At 52.4% G+C, this 19,192-nt stretch carries 15 protein-coding genes and 1 pseudogene; 7 read left to right on the top strand and 9 right to left on the bottom strand.

Going from position 1 to position 19,192, the window contains the following annotated elements; all coding sequences use genetic code 11:
* Nucleotides 1–24 precede the first annotated feature (24 nt).
* The 4 genes and pseudogenes from fabF to tmk all read left to right on the top strand — a co-directional run.
* Nucleotides 25–1,269, top strand: coding sequence for a beta-ketoacyl-ACP synthase II (gene fabF, locus HX783_RS10910; RefSeq protein ID WP_159959087.1), 1,245 nt, complete (start codon nucleotides 25–27; stop codon nucleotides 1,267–1,269).
* Nucleotides 1,269–2,084, top strand: coding sequence for an aminodeoxychorismate lyase (pabC, locus tag HX783_RS10905; protein ID WP_159959085.1), 816 nt, complete (start codon nucleotides 1,269–1,271; stop codon nucleotides 2,082–2,084). Before fabF ends, pabC begins: the two co-directional genes overlap by 1 nt.
* Before the next feature lies 1 nt (nucleotide 2,085).
* Nucleotides 2,086–3,231 (top strand): endolytic transglycosylase MltG, encoded by a 1,146-nt coding sequence (mltG, locus tag HX783_RS10900; RefSeq protein WP_177016891.1) that lies wholly within the window; start codon nucleotides 2,086–2,088, stop codon nucleotides 3,229–3,231.
* Between the two features lie 19 nt (nucleotides 3,232–3,250).
* Nucleotides 3,251–3,571: pseudogene (gene tmk, locus HX783_RS10895) on the top strand (dTMP kinase); the annotation flags it as partial.
* 600 nt (nucleotides 3,572–4,171) lie between these two features.
* On the opposite strand, the gene HX783_RS10890 reads toward tmk, so the two are convergent.
* Both HX783_RS10890 and HX783_RS10885 read right to left on the bottom strand, forming a co-directional pair.
* Nucleotides 4,172–7,654 carry a hypothetical protein gene (locus HX783_RS10890; protein WP_256347144.1) on the bottom strand — a complete coding sequence of 1,161 codons (3,483 nt, stop codon included), beginning with the start codon at nucleotides 7,652–7,654 and terminating at the stop codon, nucleotides 4,172–4,174.
* Nucleotides 7,655–8,081: 427 nt separating this feature from the next.
* Complete coding sequence (locus HX783_RS10885; RefSeq protein WP_177016888.1) at nucleotides 8,082–8,552, bottom strand: transcriptional regulator; 471 nt, start codon at nucleotides 8,550–8,552, stop codon at nucleotides 8,082–8,084.
* Nucleotides 8,553–8,713: 161 nt separating this feature from the next.
* On the opposite strand from HX783_RS10885, the gene HX783_RS10880 reads away from it, so the two are divergent.
* From HX783_RS10880 to HX783_RS10870, 3 genes are all read left to right on the top strand, one after another.
* Nucleotides 8,714–9,109 carry a hypothetical protein gene (locus HX783_RS10880; RefSeq protein ID WP_177016887.1) on the top strand — a complete coding sequence of 132 codons (396 nt, stop codon included), beginning with the start codon at nucleotides 8,714–8,716 and terminating at the stop codon, nucleotides 9,107–9,109.
* A 40-nt stretch (nucleotides 9,110–9,149) separates the two neighbouring features.
* On the top strand, nucleotides 9,150–9,593 hold the full coding sequence (locus tag HX783_RS10875) for a hypothetical protein (RefSeq protein ID WP_177016886.1): 444 nt from the start codon (nucleotides 9,150–9,152) through the stop codon (nucleotides 9,591–9,593).
* Nucleotides 9,594–9,683: 90 nt separating this feature from the next.
* Nucleotides 9,684–10,064 carry a hypothetical protein gene (locus HX783_RS10870; protein WP_177016885.1) on the top strand — a complete coding sequence of 127 codons (381 nt, stop codon included), beginning with the start codon at nucleotides 9,684–9,686 and terminating at the stop codon, nucleotides 10,062–10,064.
* Between the two features lie 268 nt (nucleotides 10,065–10,332).
* On the opposite strand, the gene HX783_RS10865 is transcribed toward HX783_RS10870, so the two are convergent.
* The 7 genes from HX783_RS10865 to HX783_RS10835 all read right to left on the bottom strand — a co-directional run bounded on the left by HX783_RS10865 (nucleotide 10,333) and on the right by HX783_RS10835 (nucleotide 19,131).
* Nucleotides 10,333–11,259, bottom strand: a complete 927-nt coding sequence (locus HX783_RS10865; RefSeq protein WP_177016884.1) for a hypothetical protein — start codon at nucleotides 11,257–11,259, stop codon at nucleotides 10,333–10,335.
* Between the two features lie 707 nt (nucleotides 11,260–11,966).
* The gene (locus tag HX783_RS10860) at nucleotides 11,967–14,189 is read right to left on the bottom strand and encodes a hypothetical protein (protein WP_177016883.1); all 2,223 of its coding nucleotides are present in this window, start codon (nucleotides 14,187–14,189) and stop codon (nucleotides 11,967–11,969) included.
* A gap of 1 nt (nucleotide 14,190) precedes the next feature.
* Nucleotides 14,191–15,348, bottom strand: a complete 1,158-nt coding sequence (locus HX783_RS10855; RefSeq protein ID WP_177016882.1) for an ATP-binding protein — start codon at nucleotides 15,346–15,348, stop codon at nucleotides 14,191–14,193.
* Between the two features lie 284 nt (nucleotides 15,349–15,632).
* Nucleotides 15,633–16,127: a hypothetical protein gene (locus HX783_RS10850; RefSeq protein ID WP_177016881.1), complete on the bottom strand. Its 495-nt coding sequence runs from the start codon at nucleotides 16,125–16,127 to the stop codon at nucleotides 15,633–15,635.
* 341 nt (nucleotides 16,128–16,468) lie between these two features.
* Nucleotides 16,469–17,518 carry a metallophosphoesterase gene (locus tag HX783_RS10845; protein WP_177016880.1) on the bottom strand — a complete coding sequence of 350 codons (1,050 nt, stop codon included), beginning with the start codon at nucleotides 17,516–17,518 and terminating at the stop codon, nucleotides 16,469–16,471.
* A gap of 141 nt (nucleotides 17,519–17,659) precedes the next feature.
* Nucleotides 17,660–18,292 carry a hypothetical protein gene (locus tag HX783_RS10840; protein WP_177016879.1) on the bottom strand — a complete coding sequence of 211 codons (633 nt, stop codon included), beginning with the start codon at nucleotides 18,290–18,292 and terminating at the stop codon, nucleotides 17,660–17,662.
* A gap of 137 nt (nucleotides 18,293–18,429) precedes the next feature.
* Entirely contained in the window at nucleotides 18,430–19,131 is a 702-nt protein-coding gene (locus tag HX783_RS10835; protein WP_177016878.1) for a hypothetical protein, read from the bottom strand.
* Nucleotides 19,132–19,192: the final 61 nt, after the last annotated feature.

Genomic DNA, 19,192 nt, shown 5'->3' with positions numbered 1-19,192 from the left:
CGTCATTAGAAAAAGGAGAGTGCTGTGTCGCGTAGACGCGTCGTAGTCACCGGTATGGGTATGTTGTCGCCACTGGGCACGGATGTGCCGAGCAGTTGGCAGGGCATTCTGGCTGGCCACAGTGGTATTGGTCTGATTGAACACACGGACCTTTCTGCCTATTCCACCCGTTTTGGCGGCTCGGTAAAGGGGTTTAACGTCGAGGAATATCTCTCGATCAAAGAGTCCCGCAAACTCGACCTGTTCATTCAATACGGCCTGGCAGCCGGTTTTCAGGCGGTGCGTAATGCCGGCCTGGAAGTCACCGACGCCAACCGTGATCGCATCGGCGTGGCCATGGGTTCGGGTATTGGCGGTTTGACCAATATCGAAGAAACCAGCCGCACGCTGCACGATTCCGGCCCCCGTCGAATTTCACCGTTCTTCGTACCGGGCTCGATCATCAATATGATTTCCGGTTTCCTGTCTATCCACTTGGGTGCACAGGGGCCTAACTACGCCATTTCGACGGCATGCACCACCGGCACTCACTGCATCGGCATGGCGGCGCGCAACATCGCCTATGACGAAGCGGACGTGATGATCGCCGGTGGCGCCGAAATGGCCGCCTGCGGCCTGGGCATGGGCGGCTTCGGCGCATCCCGTGCGTTGTCGACGCGCAATGACGAGCCAACGCGTGCCAGCCGTCCGTGGGACAAGGGCCGCGACGGCTTCGTACTGTCCGACGGCGCCGGTGCGCTGGTGCTGGAAGAGTTGGAGCACGCCAAGGCGCGTGGTGCCACCATCTACGCCGAGCTGATTGGCTTTGGCATGAGCGGTGATGCTTACCACATGACCTCGCCGCCGTCCGACGGTGCCGGGGCTGCGCGTTGCATTACCAACGCCTTGCGTGATGCCAAGGTCAACGCCGACCAGGTGCAGTACATCAACGCCCACGGCACCTCGACCCCGACCGGCGACCTGGCGGAAGCCGAAGCCATCAAGTCGGTGTTCGGTGAGCACGCCTACAAGCTGGCGGTCAGTTCGACCAAGTCCATGACCGGCCACCTGTTGGGTGCGGCGGGCGCAGTCGAGGCGATCTTCAGTGTGATGGCCATCAAGGATCAGGTCGCTCCGCCGACCATTAACCTCGATGAGCCGGACGAAGGTTGTGACCTGAACTTCGTGCCTCACGTAGCGCAGCCGATGCCGATCGACGTGGTGATCTCCAACTCGTTCGGGTTTGGTGGCACCAACGGCTCCCTGGTGTTCCGCCGGTTCGCGCAGTGATGCACAGCTGGGTCGACGGTCAGCCAGCGGGCAGCGTGCCCCTGAAAGATCGCGGCCTGGCGTACGGCGACGGCTTGTTTGAAACCATCGCCGTCACGGCTGGGCAGCCTGTGCTGCTCGACCGCCACCTGCAGCGCCTCGATGAGGGTTGCAGGCGCCTTGCCTTCGTGGCGGATCACACGCTGATCCGCAACGAAGTGCTGGCTTATGCCGCCGCCCTCGGCGACGGTGTTCTCAAATTGATCCTCACCCGCGGCGACAGCCAGCGCGGCTATGGCATCAACCCCGGCGCGCCGGTGCGCCGTATCTTGCAGGGCAATCCGCCCGCTACCTATCCCGACGCTCATGGAACTGACGGCATCCGCCTGTTTCCGTGCGCCACCCGCTTGGCCGAGCAGCCGTTGCTGGCCGGTCTCAAGCACCTTAATCGTCTTGAACAAGTGATCGCCCGCGCCGAGTGGCAGGATGCCGAGCATGCCGAAGGCTTGATGCTGGATATGTCCGGGCGCGTCATCGAGGGCGTCTTCAGCAACCTGTTCCTGGTGCGCAATGGCGTGTTACTGACCGCTGATCTGAATCGTTGCGGGGTTGCCGGAGTCATGCGCGCCGAGATTCTGGCCCAGGCGCAAGCGCTGGGCATCCCGCTGGCCGTGGCCGACATCAGCGTTGAACAGTTGCAGCAGGCCGACGAAGTCTTTGTGTGCAACAGCGTCTATGGCATTTGGCCGGTGCGTGGTTGCGCTGCGATGAGCTGGTCGGTTGGGCCGCTCACCCGTAAACTGCAGGGCATTGTTCGCGCGCTATTGGAAATTTGAGTTGATACGAAAACTGGTTTTACTGCTGCAGATCGGCCTGGTCTCGGCAGGCTTGCTGCTGGGCTTCTCGGCCTGGAAGCTCGACTCTGCGCTGAAGCAGCCCCTGAATCTGACCCAGGAACAATTGCTGGATGTGCCTGCCGGGGCGACCCCGACGGGCACCTTCAATCGCCTCGAAACCGAAGGCGTGCTCGATGGCGCCTTCTGGTTGCGTCTGTACTGGCGCTTCAATCTCGACGGCCAGCCGCTGCACAGCGGTGAATACCGCATGACCCCAGGCCTCACCGCCGAAGGCTTGATCGGCCTGTGGCAACGCGGCGAAGTGGTGCAGTACAGCCTGACGCTGGTGGAAGGCTGGAACTTCCGCCAGGTACGTTCGGCGCTCGCCAAGCATGAAAAGATCGTGCAGACCCTGTCGGGCCTTACCGACAGTGAAGTGATGGACAAGCTCGGTCACCCCGGCGTGTTTCCCGAAGGGCGGTTCTTCCCGGATACCTATCGCTTCGTGCGCGGCATGACCGACGTTGAATTCCTGAAAAAAGCCTACAACCGCCTGGATGATGTGCTCGCTCAAGAATGGAGCAAGCGCGCCGCCGATGCGCCGTATACCGACCCTTACCAAGCGCTGATCATGGCTTCCCTGGTGGAGAAGGAAACCGGCGTGCCGGAAGAGCGCGGGCAGATCGCCGGCGTCTTTGTGCGACGCATGAAGATCGGCATGCTGCTGCAGACCGACCCCACGGTGATCTACGGCCTGGGCGAGCGCTACAACGGCAAGTTGACCCGCGCCCATCTCAAGGAAGCCAACCCGTACAACACCTACATGATCGCAGGCCTGCCACCGACGCCGATCGCCATGGTCGGCCGCGAAGCGATCCATGCCGCGTTGAACCCGGTGCCGGGCAGCAGCCTGTATTTCGTCGCCCGTGGCGATGGCAGCCATATTTTCTCCGATGACCTGGATGCGCATAATGCCGCCGTGCGCGAGTTCCAGCTCAAGCGCCGTGCCGATTACCGTTCCAGCCCGGCACCGGCGGTGAAACCGCCGGAAGACGCGGCGCCGCCTGCCGAAGTGCCAGCCCAAGCGCCGGTTGAAAAGCCCGCCGAGCCTGCGCCGGATACCGCCGCGCCGCAAAGCCCGCAATGACTCTGACTAAGGACTGCCTGTGACTGGCTTGTTTATTACCCTGGAAGGCCCGGAAGGCGCCGGCAAAAGCACCAACCGCGATTACCTGGCCGAGCGCTTGCGCGCCGAAGGCATCGAAGTGGTGTTGACCCGTGAGCCCGGTGGCACGCCGCTGGCCGAACGCATTCGTGAAGTGCTGCTGGCTCCAGGTGAAGAACAGATGAACCCGGACACCGAGTTGCTGCTGGTGTTCGCCGCTCGCGCTCAGCACCTGGCCGAAGTGATTCGCCCGGCGTTGGCACGTGGCGCCGTGGTGATTTGCGACCGCTTTACCAACAACTTGTTTTTTAAGGGTTTCGGATGTAAACGGACGGGCTTTACCACCATATTGTCGGCTTAGATCACGTCAGGCCCGTTTTCAATGGGCTCTCGCTGAAAATCCTCTCGCCCGCAGACTCTTTTTAGCCTACGCGTTGTCAGATTGTAAACCAACGTCAATTTGACGCATTTTCCGTCCAAATGTAAACAGAGAATCGGCCTTCGACCGTTTTTTAAGTATTCCGTCGCTCCTTTGAAGGGGCGACGGTGGCCTGAAAGCCAGCAGAACCGGGCTTTTCGTTGTTTACATTAGCCTTAGAAATCCAGATCTAGGGAGATACGTCCTGGCATTCCGCGCTCGTCAGGAACGGGTGATGCAGTGTGTTCTTAGAGATGAGAAGGAGATCGCCGGATGTAAAACCACCAGTAACGTTGCTAGGCGCGCTCTGATCCACGTGATCGCTGGCGGCATAGGCAGACTGGCTATACACAGCTTTTCACTGTCACAGCGCTTCACAGTGCCCCTGGCGCCTGCTTAAGGCGGGCGATCTACGAGAAGGGAAATAGAATTTAACTGATTACGCTTTAGCTTGGCGGATCTCTATAGCAGATTCAGCCTCCTGCCAAATCTGCTCTCGGCAAATCATATCGCTTGTGATGGCGGCTTCAAATTAAGTAATTGGTGGTACACATTTATAGCGGTGTCATTGACGTAGCGTATTTCCTCGTAATACCAAGCTGTTGCCTTTGGCATATGCATAATTTTACGACGGAGGTTTCGAGGTCTGCCTATTTCAAAGCCTTTGTACTCCAGATTTCTAACGTACTTTTCATATTCGGAACAAAGTTTAGGGAAGTCGTCAGAAGCTGTATAAATCACGATAAATATGGGGCTAGTACCCGTAGAGTTATATCCGCATACCTTATCTAGGTGCTTCTTGATTACGGTTCGATCAATTTTATCGCCTAATCGAAAAGCCTCAATCACGGACACAAGATTTCCATTGCCGTCCTGAATCCATCCGTCAGTTTCACCAACTTGCTGGCCTGAAGCTGACCAGCCCATCCGTGATTGATCATGAACTGTCCATCCAACAAAGTTCATACGTTGCTTAATCAACGATACGAGCCAGTCATTGATCATGTCTTCATCATCCAGCGGTATTACGGAAGATCCGGCATCAGCTTTCTTCCGAAGTAGATTTCCATTTCGTAGCAAGAGCTCATTTCCTACCTGCTCTATTATCTGAAGGAGATAGGTGTCAATCGAATTATTAGGCTCCATCAAAATCTGGCTTTGGTCGTTAGCATTCAGGGCGCGAATTCTCAGCCAGCTAGTTCTAAGGTCAGTTTGTACTGAATTGATCGTAGGGCCTTGGGAAGAAGTGAGCTGAGGCAAGTAATTAGTCTGTTGAGACAGGAGGCTCGATTCGATGCTCGATAATTCGTCTATCGCAAAAGGTGGGAGCACAGTCTCATCTGAACGAAGAGTTTGAATGTAACTGAGTGCCTCATGCCGGCGCCCCGATCTCGATAAATACTCGGCTCGTTCGGCAGCGAACTGATAGCTATTTCGCTGTCGGGTTGTAGCCATGCCCCAGAACTCGCCGAATTCATTGAGGTGCGTGGTTTTCAAGCAAAGCTGAAGTATGCTGCGTAATTCTTCATCTGGAAGTTCGGACTTTTTTAAATCAGGGCTAGACATCTTGAAAATAGACGCCCATGTCTTGAAATGCCCTCTAAGCTGTTTGGAAGACTCAGGAGATGCTGGGGCAGATAAGGCGCTCTTGATAAGGCCTGTGGCATGTTGTAGGGTTGGTGCGGCTTTAACCAACTGAGCAAACTGTCTAATAGATGTATCGCTATCGATCGTTATGTTGAGACTTGCAATGAGATAGTTTTTAAATTCATTGACTGATCTTACGACCTCCTTGGAGTCGTTTGCTGTCTTAAAGTTACGGATTAGTTCGCGCTTTTCCTTAATGTCGGGCTCTGCGTTGTCAAATATACTTTTCAGTTCTACTTTATCGGTTAATTCTTCAATCTTGTTTTTATGTGTTTTATGCGCGGAGTTTCTAATGGAATTTAGGAAGTGTTTGGCAATGTCAATATGGCCGTTGTTGGCAGCCTTGAGAACAATCTCAAAGATTTCTGGAATCCAGTTCGGTGACTCTTGCTCTATATCCCGCCCCTTGATGATGGATTCAATCTGCCCCTTTCTTTGCTCTGGGATTGTTTTCTCCAAAAATGTTAATAGTGCGCTCAAAGGAGTAGTTGCAGGGGCAAGTGCGGTAATAAGATCATAAAATTGATAATCGTTAAACTCGTTTACGGCTTCGCAAAATGTCGGCCAAAGACGAATGGGGCTGTAGTCAGAGTTGTCATTGGAGTAGTTTAAAGCGCCAGAATAATGGTCATGTGCGAAACCAAACCGTCTTGTGAGAGAAATGAGTTCTGAGCTAATGTCATTTCTAGTTTGACTGTCTCGGGCTACGGTGAAGAGCTGAAGTAGAACCCGCAGATGAAGTCTCACCGCTGAGTTCAGGTTGCTCGATTTTTCCGTCAATAGGTTTTTTTCTCGATCATCGCAAGTTTCTAAGGCGAATATCCACTTGGCTCGTTGCCCTTTTGTCAAGTGTTCGTAAAATTGGCCCCAAGGTAGTTCATCAATCGCTAATGGGTCATCACCACCATACCATCGACCATCAAGTCTCTCTTTTAGGGTATTCAAATAGCTTGAAATGAGTACCTCGCAGAGTTTTTTCAAAGACTCATTGCTTTCTAAGTTTGGATTGTTCTGGGTTAGTTCAATTGCCCAGAATGCGATGATCCACTCTCCTAGAGGAATAGGCTCAAACGCCTTTCGGTTCAATGTGGCGCGTTGCTCGATAATAACAGCTAGAAGCGGGAGATGGTTTTCAATTAAATTATGCTTATCGCCATGCGGTGCTAGGTAGCTTATCGAGGTGATAGCGTTTCGTAGACTTGACAGGCGGGTGTCTGCGATTACTTGTGTGCGAGAACTTCGGGTGATCTCGTGATCGGCGAACCATGCGACCATTTCGCAGATCGAATCAATCGCAGAATGTATGTCTGTGTACTCGAAATGATCCTCGTAAGCCAGGCAATAGATTTCAAGTCCTTGACTCCACACCAAATCTTGCCATATACGTTCGTATGCAACTTTATCGGAGATAGGACGCCCGATTCTGGAAATATTTTTGTACAGGCCAATCAACCCTATATGATTTGTTGGTCTATGAGAAAGTAGGAAGCACAGGTACGCAGCGTCATGTACATGGGTGAACAAAAGATTTATTAGCTTTGGTGAGGTAGAGGAAATATCAATCAATTTTTTGGTGAGAGGAAAACTAGAATGGCGCGAGTAGGTGTTTCTCTCGTGCTTTATAATTAGCCAAACTAGACTGTCGGATACGCGCTCCCGATCATGAAAGCCTCCTCGATAGCCTTCCTCGAACCACGTGATTTTTTCGAGTAAAGTATTCCTGGGCTTGTGCACCAAGTTATTTATCACGTCAGCTAGCGGACTTAAGTTTAGTGAGTCGTTATACACGATTTCAGTGGTGGCACTGGCTGTTTGTATCTGTGTCAACGATTCAACGCGGTTGTAGCCAATCGCGATTTCGGCAGCGCAGCCTTCCCAATCTGCACGCAGGCTTTCATCGGTAATTATGTAGTTGAGCGCGCACTCAAGAAATTCGTCTAAGTCTACGTGATGGTCGAAGTCAATTTCGAAGACGTACGGCCGGTCAGCCGCCATGCGCATCCTAGTCGTGTACTCTTCAAAGGCTTCTTTAATCTCCGTAATTTCGGTACGTAGCCTCTTCCATACGAAGGTGCCAACGCCAAAGATATCATCATCGCTGATTGAAAGCGTTACGTGATCTTCCGTCAAGGTTAGGTTTGGCTGCAGCAGTACAAGCTCGTCGCGGGTGATTTTGCTTTTAGAAATCCTTAAATGAGGAGCTTCCAGTTCTCCGCCGCGATAAGACACGTCGTAAAGAAGGTCGTGAGCGTGTAATTGGTTGCGCAGTGTTACGGGCATTTCCGGTGACGTTGTGACGGTACGCTGAACACACAGATTGTTATGGGGGAAGCTGATCATTCTAGCTTCCTCTAGATCTTTGATGCTGACGGGATAAGCTAGGCAGTATTCGCCACTATCAACGGCTGGCCAAGGTTGCCTGTCCTCGATCAACCCTTTGACTACCTTTCGTGTTAACAGCCGAGGGTAGATAGTCGCTCTGCAGATTAAGTCCGCTAACAATTCATGTATTCGGTTTGGCCGGACTTGCGACGTTACTGCATGGTGATCCTTATAAAGTGTGAGCTTTTTTTCCAAGTCTTTGATTAGCTCGTACGCACTCATCTACTTCCACACTCCATTGTTTTCGTCACGTCACCGGCGCCCGCGCCAAGCTTACTGATGGAGCTTATACCGTCGCACTTGGATTTGGTTTTGACAACTCAGGCCATGATGTCGGTTTTTCCGGCTGTCGAATGTCGCTATGTCCGAATAGGGGCTTGTAAGCTCAAGTGTCGTCAGCAGGATCATTGGCCACCCACAGCCGGTCAACGGTCGTCCAAGAACAGCCAAGCTGCCGCGCTGTCTGGGCACGACTGTAGCCCTGAGCTTTCAATCGCTGAACCTGATCCTTCCTCTCCCGAGCTTCAGCCACAACTGGCGCTTCTAGCTTCTGAGGCTCTGCAGGAAGAACGCTATCCGCCAATCCCAGTGCCTCCATTTCAGCGATGGCTGAAAGCATCACCTCGCGAGGAGTCTGGTGTTGACTGGCTGCGATGACTAATCCGAAGAAAGTTACAGCATTCACCTGTAAGGCGTCAGCTAGGGCTTTCGTGGAGTCCACGGTGGCTGTGGTTTTCGAAGCCTCAAGGTTGCTGACAAACGACTGGGCAACCTCGCTGGCGATCGCGTACTGGTGCAACCCTTTGGATGTGCGTAGTAATTGGAGTACGGCTGCGTAAGGGCGGCGCAGTGACATCTTGGCGACTCTTCAAAAAGAGACGGTATGCCGCGTTTGCCAATCAACATACAAATATATATAGTGATTCGCATGTTGATTTTGCTGATTTTTCGGCTTGTCGCAGCACGGTGTCAACCTCGTCGCTGTCAATTGATGCATAACCATGATGGAGCGTTAGCTTGACCGGCCCAGTCCAGAGTGACCTTCTCCTGGGAGGCAGTGAAATCCGAGAGGGCTCTTCAGCTTCGGTGGAAGAGATCGTTGCAACGCTAGCTCTGCGTGCGCCACCCAAGGCTTATTGCCTGGTGGAGGAGTGGACAATCTTTCGAGCCGATCTCACGCCTGCAGAGCTCATGCGTGTTCATGCCGCTGATCACCTACCGCTCATACTGTTTGCCCAGAAGGTGGTAGTGGACTCGCGAGCTCGCTTTCAACCTGGCGATTGGGTGCGTTCTAGCATGTGTACCGCTTTCGACGACGGCGTCATGTTCGAGACCAAGAATACGATTTACGTCCTGATGGGGGCGGGGCATGAGCAAACTGCCATTCTCAAGACCATTTTTTCCTTCTTCTAATTTCCGTTCTATATGAGCTCTGCAAAGCAAAGGACATCCCATGTTCAGAACACAAGACTCAGATCTTATCGGCGTCCCGGGGATCTTTGGTGAAGGGCTTGCGCATTGGCATAGCGTGTCACGAATTCTCAGAACTCACTGGTACCACCTCACTGTCCGCGTGAGCGAGCAGGGGCGAAGCACTGAACTTGCTCACATGATTGAGGGTGAGCACAGGTTGCAGAACATGCTCGTGACCCAGAGCGATGAACAAGAGCTAGTCGATGTCCAGGTTATGACTCCGGCATGGATGAACAAAAGGGGCGGATGGGATATGGAGCGCGTAACAAAAGTAACTCTCGGCTACGACAGTGATTTTGAGGTTTGCCTGATAGAGGTTGAGAGAGGAGCTGTCTACCACAACTCGCACCGCCTAGGCTTTCAAATCGATTCGCTGACAGACCTTCACCCAATCTTTCTCTCGAGCATGATTCGATCAGTCTGAAATTTACCAAGATTTCTGCACGATACCAGCGCGTCTGGTTGCGTGCGCAATTCTTGATAACGCCCTACGAACTGCAACTGGAGCGCAATCATGCTCGACACGTTAGACGTCAATTTTCATGGGAAACGCCATACTGATTTCGATCTCACACGAATTATCAAGGCTGAGGCGCAGGGCTTCGATTTACCGGTAACGGCCTATCTGTGTGGAGTTTCAATTAAGGCACGTGCAGGCATCGGTGTGGTCTTCGGCCACAAGCGTAAAGACCGATATGGTCGATTTGGTGATGGTCATCTGATCAGGACTTCTGATGTGTTGAAAGTCGAGCGCGAGGGGCGCTTCTGGGTGATGACGACCGAGAATTCGCGCTATGTGCTGGCCACGTTTCAGCGAGGCAATGGTCGTTCAAGCTTGCGTGAGTTCTTGCGCCTTTCCCGAACGCTCCACCCAACACCTCTGCTTCTGCAGTGATTTTCCATCGGGTTATCGGCAATACATTTCCCTACCCAACCTGATTTTGGGTGAATGTAAACACTACTATCTGGTCATCTTGTGACAGCCTTTGGTGACGCGCCCTACGGGATGGCTGTCGTGAACCGAGCCTCGTTCCGAGTCTCGGCCCTTACGGGCGTCCATCCGCACGCCTCCGGCCTTAGGCCTGCGCGCTCCGCTTGCCATAAGCGAGGATAGCGGCGTAACTCATTTCATAATTGCCCTGCAAAGCTGGATGCCGCTCGAATCAGCATTCGATGAAATGATCCGCTTGGTCAATGTACATTTCGATGTTCTCGAAGAGCCAAGTCTGAGTGGCATCTTCACGGCCCCTCGTTTGCCGGACTCGCGCTTTCCACTGCCCAAAAAAAATGTATTCGTGGTGGCGCTTGAGGAGGGAGGCGAGTGCTGACTGCTTTAAAATGACTTGAGGTACCGGTTTACGGACGATGCCATTTTGGTCGGGCTCGACATAGGGAGAGGTTAGCTCCGCTACGTGATACGGGAAACGATCGCTAGGAAGGCGGATATCCTGGACGTACCCAGCGATAGCCAACGGGATTGTCAGAGTGTCTGTTCCGTACCATCGGGTGAAGTCGCCAAGATTACTGTGATCGAAATAGAACTTGTTCCATGGGATGGTAGTTTCTTTGGATTTCAGCGTAACGAGGTTTTTTAGCTCGTCATTGTCTTCACATAACGCCCGCAGCTCGAGTATCTGGCTCAATGTTTTGAGATAGTTGGTGAGACGGCCCTTGTTCCCATAAGCCTTGTTTTTAGATTCTGGAGATCCCCAGCCGCGTCCCCGGGCCTCTACTTCTGTGTCATCAAGCTCCCATAGTGCTTTGATGAGTATGTGGAGGTGAAACTCAAATTTCGATGCTGAAATGGCCGAAAATAGGTCTGAGGATGACTCTTTAGCGATGATGCTTAGCTGTCCACCAATGTTGTATTTGCAGTTCGCATCGTGGCTGAATTGCTTCTTGAGCCTGAAGCAAGGAGCCACCTCAATCGTCTTAGTAGAGTATCTTCTGTCGTGTCGCTTGACGAAGGAAAGGCGCGCATCGCATCCATTGGATGGGCAAGATAATTGCCCTACAGGACTGCTCTCATATTGCAGTGCACTGACTTTTGCCCCAAAAGCATTCCTGGCCTCAGGAATTTTGCTTCCCATTTATTCCTCCTTGTCGAGACGGCTTGATCACATGCAAGGTTTGCAGGGCTGCACACATCATGATTGAGCGCAGGGCGCTGATTCCCCCCAGTCCGATTGCATCTACGGCTGGTGTTTAATCAGTGAAACGCTCCAAGAAAGCTGCGTCTAGCATGCAACGTAGGTTTTCTGGAGTGGTCTCCATGAGCGCTCTCAGCTCCTTAACGATCGCCTCATCCTTTCTATTCGTTTGAGGGATGCCTTCGAGTGCTGTTTTGGGTACAAGTGCAGCGTGTGTCGCATCGCAAAGAATGGCCCAGTCACCGCGCGCAGACCACACAGCAGCGAAGACTGCCTGGCCACGCTCCGGATAGTTTCGAGCATTCACATTTGCCCCCACTTCCTGTAGCAGGATAGGTAAACGGTGTGGGCTATCTACGAACGCAGAGCGCAAACCTAGAAATTTGGCTTTGCTGGATCTATGACGTCGCCAGGCCAAATTGACATGGCAGGCTCCGAACTCGAGCCGATGCATATCGTTGTTAATGACCCTTTCCCAGCTTAAATGGCTTGTCATGGTCAGTTCATCTCAAAGATCCATACGCAACGCAGTTGCCTACACAGATGTGGAGATAGCGAAGGTGTTCATAGAAAATCTCTTCCAGCTCAAGCACGGTCTCGGGAGCCCAGCCACAAGCCATTCTAGTCTTAGAGCAGGAGTCTGGGAGCTATATGGGGGAATCTTCTCCAAGCAGATGCTCGATGTCAGCTACCACGTCTTTTAGAGCCATCTTGATTTTGCTCCGCAGTCTCTCATCCACTTCCTTGTGAAGACGAATCTTACCAATGGCCAATGCAGTGATGAATTCCATGGAAGCGTCACCACGCTCGAAACCATGACCCTGAACAACTCGCAAAATGATGTCAGCCATGGAAGCGCTATGTGGTTCGTGGGCGCTGTAGTCTAGCTCCGTAGGCAGCGCGGCTCTCAGAAATGCCCCTTGAATGATTCCATCATCGTAGCGGGAGAAAATCTCAGGAGAGAGTAGTACCTGTTGTAGCTCACCTGATTCGAGACGTTTTGATTGGTCGATCTTGGCGCTTTCTCTAGCGTTCTGCAGAATCCACAAAATGGTGAGAAAGATATCGGTGCAAGCTGCCACGGTGACGTCTTTATCGCCGCTAACAAAGGCAAATCCTTTAGTCAGCATCATCTGACCGGGCTGATAACCACTCGGCCAGAACGCCTCATCAGAAAGTCCGAATGTTCCGGCTTTATCAAACGCATCAACGCGCGCTTTGACTTTGGCCGATACGCCTGCTCCACCGAAGGAGATCAAGCGGGTTAACAATTTTTGCTCCTGTTGCCAATGGCTATTACAAGCCAGACTTGCCGCCGGTATTTCGATGAAAGATTTGAAAACGTACTTACGACTGCCTTTTGGTGGTTGGGTCAGATTCGCGGCAAGCTCCGCCATCAACTCATAAGAGCGACCCAGCATTGCCGCTACCAGGTAAATACGCGTGCCGGATTCCTGTGCTGACCTAAGCCGACGGCTGATACTGAGCAGCAAAGTGCCTCGTTCCGCAGCGGCAGCGACTACGATCACCGATCCTTGGAATTTACCTTTGGGGTCAAAATCTGAGGCGCTTACAACGTCGCATTTCAAACCTCTGGCCTCGAGAAATTTCAAGGCTTCCGTGGCCATCCTCATACTAGCCTCATCGTCATCATGGATGATGAGAGAAGTGGATGCGGGAGACTCCTCCATCAGCACTTTTTGGAACCATGTCTCGAAGTCCGGAGTGCGAACGAGCTTGTCCTTGTCAACCTGGACAGTTCGGTAGCGTTCCCTATTTGGAATTTGACTAAAGCAGGTAAAAAGACCTTTACCCATGAACGAAAAAAACTTGCTTTGAAGCCCGTCTGGTAGGTGTCCCATGCTGATATTGAGAAGCCGAGTTTCGGTGTGTTGCGCGACAAAGCGCTCGCCATGAATGCGAATTAATTTACGTCCCTCGGTTGATTCAGTTTCAGCTACCGACTCAAAGTCCTCTGGCTTCTCGATCGTATGCAGCACGTTGCATGAGTCTGATTCGCTGAGAAACGACAGGAACGTAGCAACTCTGCCCGCTGGAGCTCCATTGACCTTGACCCATTCTTTGGCCAATCCGCAATTTGTTGAAGCGGAAATCAAGCAGAGGGACGCAGCGCCATCAGCAAGCGTGCCGTCTTTGAGGCCGTCATGGGAATGGAATGACTTGATGTTCCGGATCGTTTCCTTACCGAACTTGGCTAGGAACAACTGGATGGAGAGCGCTACCGGCAGGAATGCCATGGTGTCTAGATAGATCGTCTCTGGCTCTCGCAGTCCGTCGCTGGAGGCATGCTTGATCACCTTCAGGCAACAGAAGGCCAAGAAGTGCGAATGCAGCGTTTCGGTGAGCAGGTTTTCGGCTCGGATAAAATAGTTAGAGGCTCGTGAAGATGGTTTTGAAAATAAGAAACCGGCCGGCGCTTTGGTCAAAACAGAGGTGCATTTGACGAGCTTCTTCATTCCTGCCTGGACGAAATTATCAGACGCTTGAAGTATGAGCTTGCCAATTCCTCTGTCGCTCCCGGCGACCTTTACGTACTTTGTAAATTCCCCATGCTCATTGAAGAAGGTGAAACCATAGGACGGTGCACCCCCGGTTGCGCGACGTTCTAATGCGATTGCCAGGGGTGACGTCTTCTCGGAACATTCCTCCTGAATCCAAGTTCGGTGACAATCGGGCACTAGGAATGTGACATGGTCAGGAAGAATGTACTCGTTTAGCCGTTTTTGAAGGGCTTCGGTGATGTGGGCATCAGTGATCCGGTCTGGGCCGGCGAAAAAAACTACTACGTGAGCTGGTTCGGCATCATGGGCAGGTGTGAGGGAGACTTCGAAATCGAATAGTTCAGGCATCTCAGTTCACCGGAATGCAAATGGTGAAGACAGTGCCTTCGGCTGCAGACAGTTGGGTGTCACCGCTCCAGTTTTTCGGGTTGAAATCTACGACCTGGTCTTGACCTTGGAAAGCCTGATAGAAACAAACTCTTCCTGTGCGAAGGCGAATGTACGCCTTGAGTTTGTTAAGCGCTTGCACGGCGTTATGTAACCCCATGCCTGAGGTAGCGGAGTCCTTAGTCGTGACGTGCTTTTTGAAACATTCGAGAGTGGCCTGAACCTCCTCTGCGATGGATAGTTCGCTCAAATCTTCTATCGGTGATCCTAGCTTCGCCGACAGCCACCGGCGTGCCAACCCTGGCCCACTGTCGATGACTGAAATCTCTATGAAATCAAGATACTCCGCGTCCTTGAGCATGTTACGCATAGCGAATAGCGCAAATTGCGACTCTTTATCCGAAATGGCTTTAATTTCGTCTTTCTTGATACGGCTAGCCTTAACAGAGGTGCCTCGAAGTCCTTTCTTGTACTTCACCCCGTATACATCGGTAACTGAGTGTTGATCCGCGTTCGCTATCAGCTCCGCAAGCACGCTACCAAGTGCGGGTAAACCTCCCCGGACTAGCGCCTGTTTATCCTGCCTCGTATGCATCAGAGCCGACGACATCTCCAGAAGGCTTGCAAATGCAGAGTGGGAGTGAATTTGCGGCGAAGCCCCGCCGTAGTAAAACGGCTTAATGAACTCCATTTTTGCGAAGTTGATGCTGAAGAGATTGATGACTTTTGGGCGAGCACCCCGTTCGCTTGAGGTATTGCGAAGGTCTCCTGTGAACATCGCTTCAATGAGGGGTCTGATGACAAACAACGCTGCACGCTTCTCTATGAGCTCGTGCGTTTCAGTCTCAATTTTGGAAGACATGATCAGCGCTGCGAGTCCGGCAGCTGTCTTGCCCAGTTGCAGGATCTGGTCAGGAGCGCTCTCAGAGTCAGCAAAGAGATGCAGCACGCTCTGATCGTGGGATCGGGCCCACGTGATGACCAGTTGCGCGATTGCTGCGTCCACACCGAATACTCCCCCGTGACTCATGCTCTTGGGGAGGCGGAGGAAAGCGTCATTTTGGAAGACCGGATAAAGCCTTTCGATCTCGTAGGTGTTCAGGTTTTTGGTGATTTTCATCAGCGCCTCTAACAGTCCTTCGCTCCGAGTGCTGTAGCGAACCTCTCGCCCTGGTACACCCACATCTCATCATATCCTTCGGCATGATCAGAGTGGTAGGGCAAGAGGATGCAATTTGGACGGCTAATAGCCAAGGTAATTCGGTGGTTGGGCCGATGGGGCTCTCGTCCTTAGGTGCGTGTGTTTAGCCGAGTCGCACCTTCTCTGGCGTAACCATCGCATAAGTACATTGTTGCATTCTATTTGACCCCCGAATCACAGTTCTCCTGCAATTAGGATCGCTCCTACTGACCAATGTCATCGTTGTCGAAAATCTGCCATTCGTCCTCGAGGGGGAAAATCGGGCTGTGTTGAAATTTTCCAAACGGTGAATGTGCATCATGTGGAAGGAGCGGGAATGAATTCCGGCCATCCAATAACTCTGGGTAGATCTTGAAGATCCTCAGATGGTGCAAAGGGAGCGTCTGAATGTACGCCAGGAGATTGCCTAGGTTGATGGCCACTTTAGGGTTTCCTGGCGCTTGGAGTTCAGCAGTTATTGCCTCTGAGATGTTCCACTCGACTTCGGTGATCTCCATGCCTGGCCGGGCGTCGGGCCAAGACGAGGATAATTCTTTGGCGTGATGGAAGCTTTTATAGCCAAGACCTTTGGCGATAACAGTTAGTGCTTGAGAGTGACTGATGGGCTTCAAGCCCGGCCAGGTTTTGAAGAGAACGCGAGCGGTTTTCTTCAGGCCTGTGTGACGTTCAAGATCAACAGGGAAAACGGGAAGGATCATCGCAAACTCCGGTCGTTAGCGGTGTCGGCTGCCCGCGAATGACGACTGTCGAATGCGTGGATATGGAGGGTGTATCACCTGTGACAAAGCCTTTGCGTGCCGACCGCGCGATTCAGGTAATCGCTTAGCCGGATGCTACTGTTGCCTAGCTTACGGGTCAACAAGGGAGTGAGCTGTTGCTGACGCACGTCTTGAGTCGCCGTAGTCGCTCCTGATTGTTCTGTGTTGTCCCGAGCAGATTTAGCTCGATCAGTTGACTACGACCAGGAACGCATAGCCCTATGTGATCATTGACTTATATGAGCGCTGAGGGATGCGAATTTCGGGCTTCGAAAACCTTTTCAAAAGCTCGACAATCGGTTTAACAGATCTCCGAGTTGCGTCTCAGCATACCTAGCTTTCAGCTCTTCAAATTTCGCGGTTTTGCGATCCCCGGTGAGCAAGCTAACCCCATGCAGTGCGTTAACAAATTTCTGAGACTCGCTTATTTCGGCCATGAGTGGCAGCCAGGTCGACCGTGCTTGCTTGATCAGAGTCTCGGCCTCAAGACTTAAACCTTGGGACTCAATGAGCTTGTTCTCGTGAACTGTTTTGCTGAGGTTGGCCACGGTGTGCTCGAGCTTCTGCAACTGATCTGTTACGAGTTCAACTGCATCAAGCGATGTCGGACGCCCGTCAACATAAATCTTGTCTTCTTTAACGCAGTAAATCGCCAGCGGGCCATCACCGCCACCGGTGCAATCTAGCGCCAGTACATTGCCAAGGCGTAGAGGGGAGGGTATCCAAGTGTGCCCGACGCATATCCTCCAAACGCCTTTAACACCCTCGCGATAATGCTTGATGATGCGCTCACGCCCCCACAGTGCGATCTCTGCAATTTGAGGGTTATCCAGGCTTCCGACAAAATCACTCCACGCCATGCCAGTGGGAACATCTGCATGCACGACCCCTACAAGACCTTTCACGGTTTCGATCTCGATCGCCAGAGGGAGGCTTTCAAGCCTTTCTATAATCATCGGCTTTGATTCATCAGCGATCGTCGACCACCAGCCAGCTCCATGTGAGGCATATCGGGCACTAGGGTCTCGCCGATACGCGTCTATCAGCATCCATTCGTGATTGCCTTGGATTGTATAAAACCAAGGCTCACCGAGTAGCTTCAAACCATCCAAAACGCCGGGGCCACGATCAATGAGATCACCTACCGCGATGACCCTATCAACCTCCTTGTCGAAGCCGAGCGCGTAAAGACCTTTGTGAAGATCGATAGTCTTAAAATGGATATCACCGACCACGAAGTCTCTGCCGTGGTCGTTCTTCGCAAGCCTCAAAACATTGGTCATGACGTCACGAATTTCCTGCGCTGATTGCTGCGGAGAGGACGAATTCATGAGACATGCTGGGTCTCAAATTCGTAGTCGTAAGATCTATGAATTATGCCCTACGGAGCCTTTCTACAGGGCTCGTTTGCCAGCAGTGTCAGGGGCTGAGAATTATCCCGCGAGGTATTTTCTCTGCCATATAGCGAGCATCTAAATTGTTCGGCGCCGGCGCTCGTTGCCATTGAGTACATGGCACGGTTTGCACAACGCTTGGAGAGTTGCGGTCTGGTGAGCATCATGGAGGAGCTGTAACGCAGAGTGTCCTGTCGGTAAAGAGAACGGCTCTTCGTCGAGCCAGTCGAAGCGGGAAAATATTTCCTCAATCTGGGAAGTGCTGAGCGTCTGAATGATCTGGGCGACCATAACCTTGAACTCGGGGGACACATGGTCAACTTCGGTAGACGGATTGTTATTGCATCGTTCACATACAGGATGCATCGCTCTGTAGCTAGAAATTATAGGATGCGCAGCATCCCGGAGTGCGCGATCCAACCAAGCCATTTCGTCTCGAGGGTTGATGCACTGCGTCCATGAGACTCCGTGCCAGCCATGACCCGGAAAGTAGCCTTGGAAATCGTAAACCGCTCCTGGGCGGGGTAGCTTTCGAAAGCGGGTAGGGCGCAGATCTTGCGCTGCACAGTGGTAATGTTTCTGATGAATTAGGTCGGCGATGATGGAGGACTCAAACTCTTGTCCGAAATCGACCTCTGCGATCTTCCCCTGGATCATCTCTTTCAGTTGCGTCTTCGTCATTCCCTGGAAGAACTCTTTGCCTCGGCTCATTGTAATTCCTTGAGTACGGTGTTCGAGCAGTGCAGCGAGTAGCCAGTCACCGGGATAAGTGGCTTGCAATGGTGGTCGGCTCAGAGAGCGAACGGTAGGTGTGAGGCTCGTTGGCCACCCGCCAAGGCAAGGATCGATCAACCACCTGTGTGAGCAGGGCACAATTGGTCTGATAGCGAGTCATCGTCTCTACATGCAAGCCTCACTGCCTCGGCGACGCTGAGAGCGCGGGTAGGTATCCAAAGATTATCCATGACCAAATATCTCTGTTGTGTGACTTGATTGCGCAACTTGAGGGCTTTCAAAATGTCATCAATGACTTTCAACGTAGCGTTTGCAGGCTCTGTCTCGAACGTGATGTCGAACACCGCCGCATCCAACTGCAGGTAGTTTTTGCTGTTCGTCGGAGGCATGATAAACGGGGTGACTTTATCAGCAGGTAAAATCCACCCATTCAGTTCGTCGAACTCAGTCACTGGAATCCAGCCACTGTTGCCACCTGGCAGCTCGTACCCCCCTGCGCCGGAAGCTTTTGCGACAATCGGGCGAGTGGCATGTGCAATGGGCTTTTGCGGTGGGTAATCTACTTTGAAACGCTTAACGATTTGATCTGCTGAACTATCGTTTTTCAGGTCGAAGTCGTAGTAGCGGCCATGTGGTTTGACGAACGATAACGTTACGTCCCCTACCAAAAAATTGTAGGTTGTGGTTATCGCCAAACTGAAAAGTCCAAGCGATGCCACGGCAGCGATCGCTTTCGTGAACCATCGTTTTGGACGACCGTATGGGATTGGCCGCTTGAACGATTTTGGTGTTTTTGCTGCGCGTCGGTTTGCCAAGATTTCGAATCCATCACTGAGTGAGTTTCATCCCTGTGGCCTCAAGCGCGAGGCGCGCTCG

The sequence above is a fragment of the Pseudomonas sp. D2002 genome, from assembly GCF_013385735.1.
In the GTDB taxonomy this organism is placed as follows: Bacteria; Pseudomonadota; Gammaproteobacteria; order Pseudomonadales; family Pseudomonadaceae; genus Aquipseudomonas.
Note: the sequence above shows the minus strand (reverse complement) of the source record. Positions and strands in the feature narration are given on the sequence as shown.